Origin of the sequence: Streptomyces sp. NPDC007162, assembly GCF_040634175.1 — a bacterium.
Taxonomy (GTDB): Bacteria; Actinomycetota; Actinomycetes; order Streptomycetales; family Streptomycetaceae; genus Streptomyces.
Genome location: NZ_JBEYFC010000655.1, coordinates 1 through 4,242, shown reverse-complemented (window position 1 = coordinate 4,242; position 4,242 = coordinate 1). Strand labels below are relative to the sequence as shown.

Below are 4,242 nucleotides of genomic sequence, written 5' to 3'. Positions count from 1 at the left end.
CGTGGACGCGGTCGTCGCGTCCACGAGGAGAGAGGGAGGTCCTGCGGGGGCATTACGCGGGTTTCAGCGACCCGATCGGGTGACCCGGGTCACCTGCCGGGCCGTCAGCTGTCGAAGCCGAGCCCCAGCCGGTCCATGGCCTTCAGCCACAGGTTCCGGCGTCCCCCGTGCGCGTCCGCGCGGGCCAGCGACCACTTGGTGAGGGCGATGCCGGTCCAGGCGAACGGCTCGGGCGGGAACGGCAGCGGTTTCCTGCGGACCATCTCCAGCCGGGTGCGCTCGGTCTCCTCCCCGGCCAGCAGGTCCAGCATCACGTCGGCGCCGAACCGGGTCGCGCCGACGCCGAGGCCGGTGTACCCGGCCGCGTACGCCACCTTCCCCTGGTGCGCGGTGCCGAAGAACGCCGAGAAGCGGGAGCAGGTGTCGATGGCGCCGCCCCAGGCGTGGCTGAAGCGGACGCCCTCCAGCTGCGGGAAGCAGGTGAAGAAGTGGCCGGCGAGCTTGGCGTAGGTCTCCGGGCGGTCGTCGTACTCCCGGCGCACCCGGCCGCCGTAGTGGTGGATGGCGTCGTAGCCGCCCCACAGGATGCGGTTGTCGGCGGAGAGCCGGAAGTAGTGGAACTGGTTGGCGGAGTCGCCGAGGCCCTGCCGGTTCTTCCAGCCGATCGCGCCGAGCTGCTCGGCGGTGAGCGGCTCGGTCATCAGGGCGTAGTCGTAGACCGGGACGGTGTAGGCGCGGACCCGCTTGAGCAGGTTCGGGAAGATGTTGGTGCAGAGCGCGACCTGCCGGGCGCGGACCGAGCCGTACGGGGTGCGTACGGCCATGCCGGCGCCGTACTGCTTCAGTTCGAGGGCGGGCGTGTGCTCGTACACCCGGACGCCGAGGGCGAGGCAGGCCTGCTTGAGGCCCCAGGCGAGCTTGGCCGGGTGCAGCATGGCCACGCCCCGTCGGTCGTACAGGCCCGCCTCGAAGGTGGGCGAGGCGACCTGCTCGCGGACCGCGTCCGCGTCGAGGAACTCAATTCCGTCCGCAAGGCCCTGCTGCTCCAGCCGCTGGTGCCAGTCGCGCAGTCCCCAGGCCTGGTAGGTCTCGGTGGCGACGTCGATCTCGCCGGTGCGCTCGAACTCGCAGTCGATGCCGTGCCGGGCGACGGCGGCCTCGATCTCGTCGAGGTTGCGCCGGCCCAGCTCCTGCAGCCGGTGGATCTCCTCGGGCCAGCGGGCCAGCCCGTTGGGCAGCCCGTGGGTGAGGGAGGCGGCGCAGAAGCCGCCGTTGCGGCCCGAGGCGGCCCAGCCCACCTCGTGGCCTTCCAGCAGGACCACATCGCGCCCGGGATCGCGCTCCTTGGCGTTGAGCGCGGTCCACAGTCCGCCGTATCCGCCGCCGACGACCAGCAGCTCGCAGGTGTCGGCGCCGGTGAGCGCGGGCTCGGGGTGGGGCTTGCCGGGGTCTTCGAGCCAGTACGGGACCGGCTGTGCTTCGGAAAGTGACGTGGTCCAATCTGCCTGACGGCTCATGGCGCTTGGGGCCATGATTTCCAACTCCCTACAGAGTCAATTAAGGGGCTATGCCTTTTGCCGGTTACGGCGGTTGTTGATCAGCATCGACGCCAGCACGAAGAGTACGGCGACCAGGAACATGGCCGTACCGATGACGTTGATCTGGACGGGCGTGCCGCGCTGCGCCGATCCCCAGACGAACATGGGGAAGGTGACGGTGGAGCCCGCGTTGAAATTGGTGATGATGAAATCGTCGAAGGAGAGCGCGAAGGACAGCAGCGCGCCCGCCGCGATTCCGGGGGCCGCGATGGGGAGGGTGACCCGGAGGAACGTCTGCGCCGGTCCGGCGTAGAGGTCCCGGGCGGCCTCCTCCAGGCGCGGGTCCATGGACATCACACGCGCCTTGACCGCGGTGACGACGAAGCTGAGGCAGAACATGATGTGGGCGATCAGGATGGTGTAGAAGCCCAGCTGAGCGCCCATGTTGAGGAACAGGGTGAGCAGCGAGGCCGCCATCACGACCTCGGGCATCGCCATCGGCAGGAAGATCAGCGAGTTGACGGCGCCGCGGGCGCGGAAGCGGTAGCGGACCAGCGCGAAGGCGATCATCGTGCCGAGCACGGTGGCGCCGATCGTCGCCAGGGCGGCGATCCGCAGGCTGATGGAGAGCGAGCCGCACATGTCGGCGACCCCGCACGGCTGCTTCCAGGCGTCGAGCGAGAACTGCTGCCATTCGTAGTTGAAGCGCCCCTTCGGTTTGTTGAAGGAGAACACCGTGACGATGACGTTCGGAAGCAGCAGATATCCGAGGGTCAGCAGTCCCGCGATGACGACGAGGTTTTTCTTGAACCAGTTGACGAAGGGCATTTAGACCAGATCCTCCGTCCCGGACCGGCGAATGTAGATCGTGACCATGGCGAGGATCGCCGCCATGAGGATGAACGACAGCGCGGCCGCCGTCGGGTAGTCCAGGATCCGCAGGAACTGCGTCTGGATCACGTTTCCGATCATGCGGGTGTCGGTCGAGCCGAGGAGTTCGGCGTTGACGTAGTCGCCCGCCGCCGGGATGAAGGTCAGCAGGGTGCCCGAGACCACGCCCGGCATCGACAGCGGGAAGGTGACCTTCCGGAACGTCGTCCACGGCTTGGCGTACAGGTCGCCCGCGGCCTCGTGCAGCCGTCCGTCGATGCGCTCCAACGAGGTGTAGAGCGGCAGGATCATGAACGGCAGGAAGTTGTACGTCAGACCGCAGACCACCGCGAGCGGTGTGGCGAGCACCCGGTCGCCGGCCGTCCAGCCGAGGAAGTCGGTGACGCTCAGGATGTGCAGCGAGTTCAGTGCGTGCACGACCGGGCCGTTGTCGGCGAGGATCGTCTTCCAGGCCAGGGTGCGGATCAGGAAGCTGGTGAAGAACGGCGCGATCACCAGGATCATGATCAGATTCCGCCAGCGCCCCGCGCGGAAGGCGATGAGGTAGGCCAGCGGGTAGCCGAGCAGCAGGCACAGGACGGTGGCCGCGGCGGCGTAGAAGACGGACCGCAGGAACTGCGGCCAGTACTCGCTCAACGCGTCCCAGTAGGTCGCGAAGTGCCAGGTGACCTTGTAGCCCTCTTCCAGGGAGCCCGTCTGGACCGACGTGGACGCCTGGTAGATCATCGGCAGCGCGAAGAAGACGACCAGCCAGAGGATGCCGGGCAGCAGCAGCCAGTACGGGGTGAACCGGCCGCGTCTGCGCGGGGGCTTCGTCGCCTCGGGTGCGGCGGGGGCCAGCGGCGGAGGCGCCTCGGAGAGCGTGGCCATCAGGCGGCCTCCTCCTCGGTGCCGGCGTCGATGTCCTGGGCCGCGTCGAGACCGAAGGTGTGGGCCGGGCTCCAGTGCAGGACCACGTCCGCGCCGGGGACGAGCCGTCCGTCGCGCTCGACGTTCTGCACGTACACCGCGAACTCGGGGCAGACCGCGCTGTCGACGACGTACTGCGTGGAGACGCCGATGAAACTGGCGTCGGCGACCTTGCCGGTGATGCGGTTGCGGCCCTCGGGGATGGTGCCCGCGTCGTCGGCGTGGGTGAGGGAGATCTTCTCGGGCCTGATCCCGACCAGCACCTTGCCGCCGGTCGTGGTGGGCGCCGAACACCGCGCCTCGGGCAGCACCAGCTTGCCGTCACCGGCCTTGAGCACGATGTCGTCGCCGTTCTTCGTGTCGACCTCGGCCTCGATGAGGTTCGACGTCCCGAGGAAGTTCGCCACGAACGTCGTGTTCGGGTTCTCGTAGAGATCGGCCGGCGAGCCCAGCTGCTCCACGCGTCCCGCGTTCATCACGGCGACCGTGTCGGCCATGGTCATGGCCTCCTCCTGGTCGTGCGTGACATGGATGAAGGTGATGCCCACCTCGGTCTGGATGCGCTTGAGCTCCAGCTGCATCTGGCGGCGCAGCTTGAGGTCGAGGGCGCCGAGCGGCTCGTCCAGAAGGAGCACCTTGGGGTGGTTGATGAGGGCGCGGGCCACCGCGACGCGCTGCTGCTGGCCGCCGGAGAGCTGGTGCGGCTTCTTACGGGCCTGCTCCCCCAGCTGGACCAGCTCCAGCATGTCCTCGACCTGCTTCTTCACGCTCTTGATGCCGCGCCGGCGCAGACCGAAGGCGACGTTCTCGAAGACGGACGGACGCGCGGCCACGGTGGCCGCGGGCAGCGGTATCTCGGCGGCCCCCGCGGGCTGGGTCAAGGACTCGGACGCGGTGGCGGCCC

At 68.7% G+C, this 4,242-nt stretch carries 4 protein-coding genes; all 4 read right to left on the bottom strand.

Annotated features, from left to right (window positions below; all coding sequences use genetic code 11):
- Positions 1 to 104: 104 nt before the first annotated feature.
- Positions 105 to 1,532, bottom strand: coding sequence for an FAD-dependent oxidoreductase (locus ABZ646_RS41395; protein ID WP_360531382.1), 1,428 nt, complete (start codon positions 1,530 to 1,532; stop codon positions 105 to 107).
- A 33-nt stretch (positions 1,533 to 1,565) separates the two neighbouring features.
- Positions 1,566 to 2,366, bottom strand: a complete 801-nt coding sequence (locus ABZ646_RS41390; protein WP_360531379.1) for an ABC transporter permease — start codon at positions 2,364 to 2,366, stop codon at positions 1,566 to 1,568.
- Entirely contained in the window at positions 2,367 to 3,299 is a 933-nt protein-coding gene (locus tag ABZ646_RS41385; protein ID WP_360531376.1) for an ABC transporter permease, read from the bottom strand.
- Positions 3,299 to 4,242, bottom strand: a 944-nt coding sequence (locus tag ABZ646_RS41380) for an ABC transporter ATP-binding protein (RefSeq protein ID WP_360531373.1), incomplete at its 5' end; no start/stop codon positions are given. The genes ABZ646_RS41380 and ABZ646_RS41385, both read right to left, overlap by 1 nt.

Excerpts from the sequence above, each read along its gene's own strand:
- ABZ646_RS41395 (WP_360531382.1), bottom strand. The coding sequence starts at position 1,532 with ATGGCCCCAAGCGCCATGAGCCGTCAGGCAGATTGGACCACGTCACTT.
- ABZ646_RS41390 (WP_360531379.1), bottom strand. The coding sequence starts at position 2,366 with ATGCCCTTCGTCAACTGGTTCAAGAAAAACCTCGTCGTCATCGCGGGA.
- ABZ646_RS41385 (WP_360531376.1), bottom strand. The coding sequence starts at position 3,299 with ATGGCCACGCTCTCCGAGGCGCCTCCGCCGCTGGCCCCCGCCGCACCC.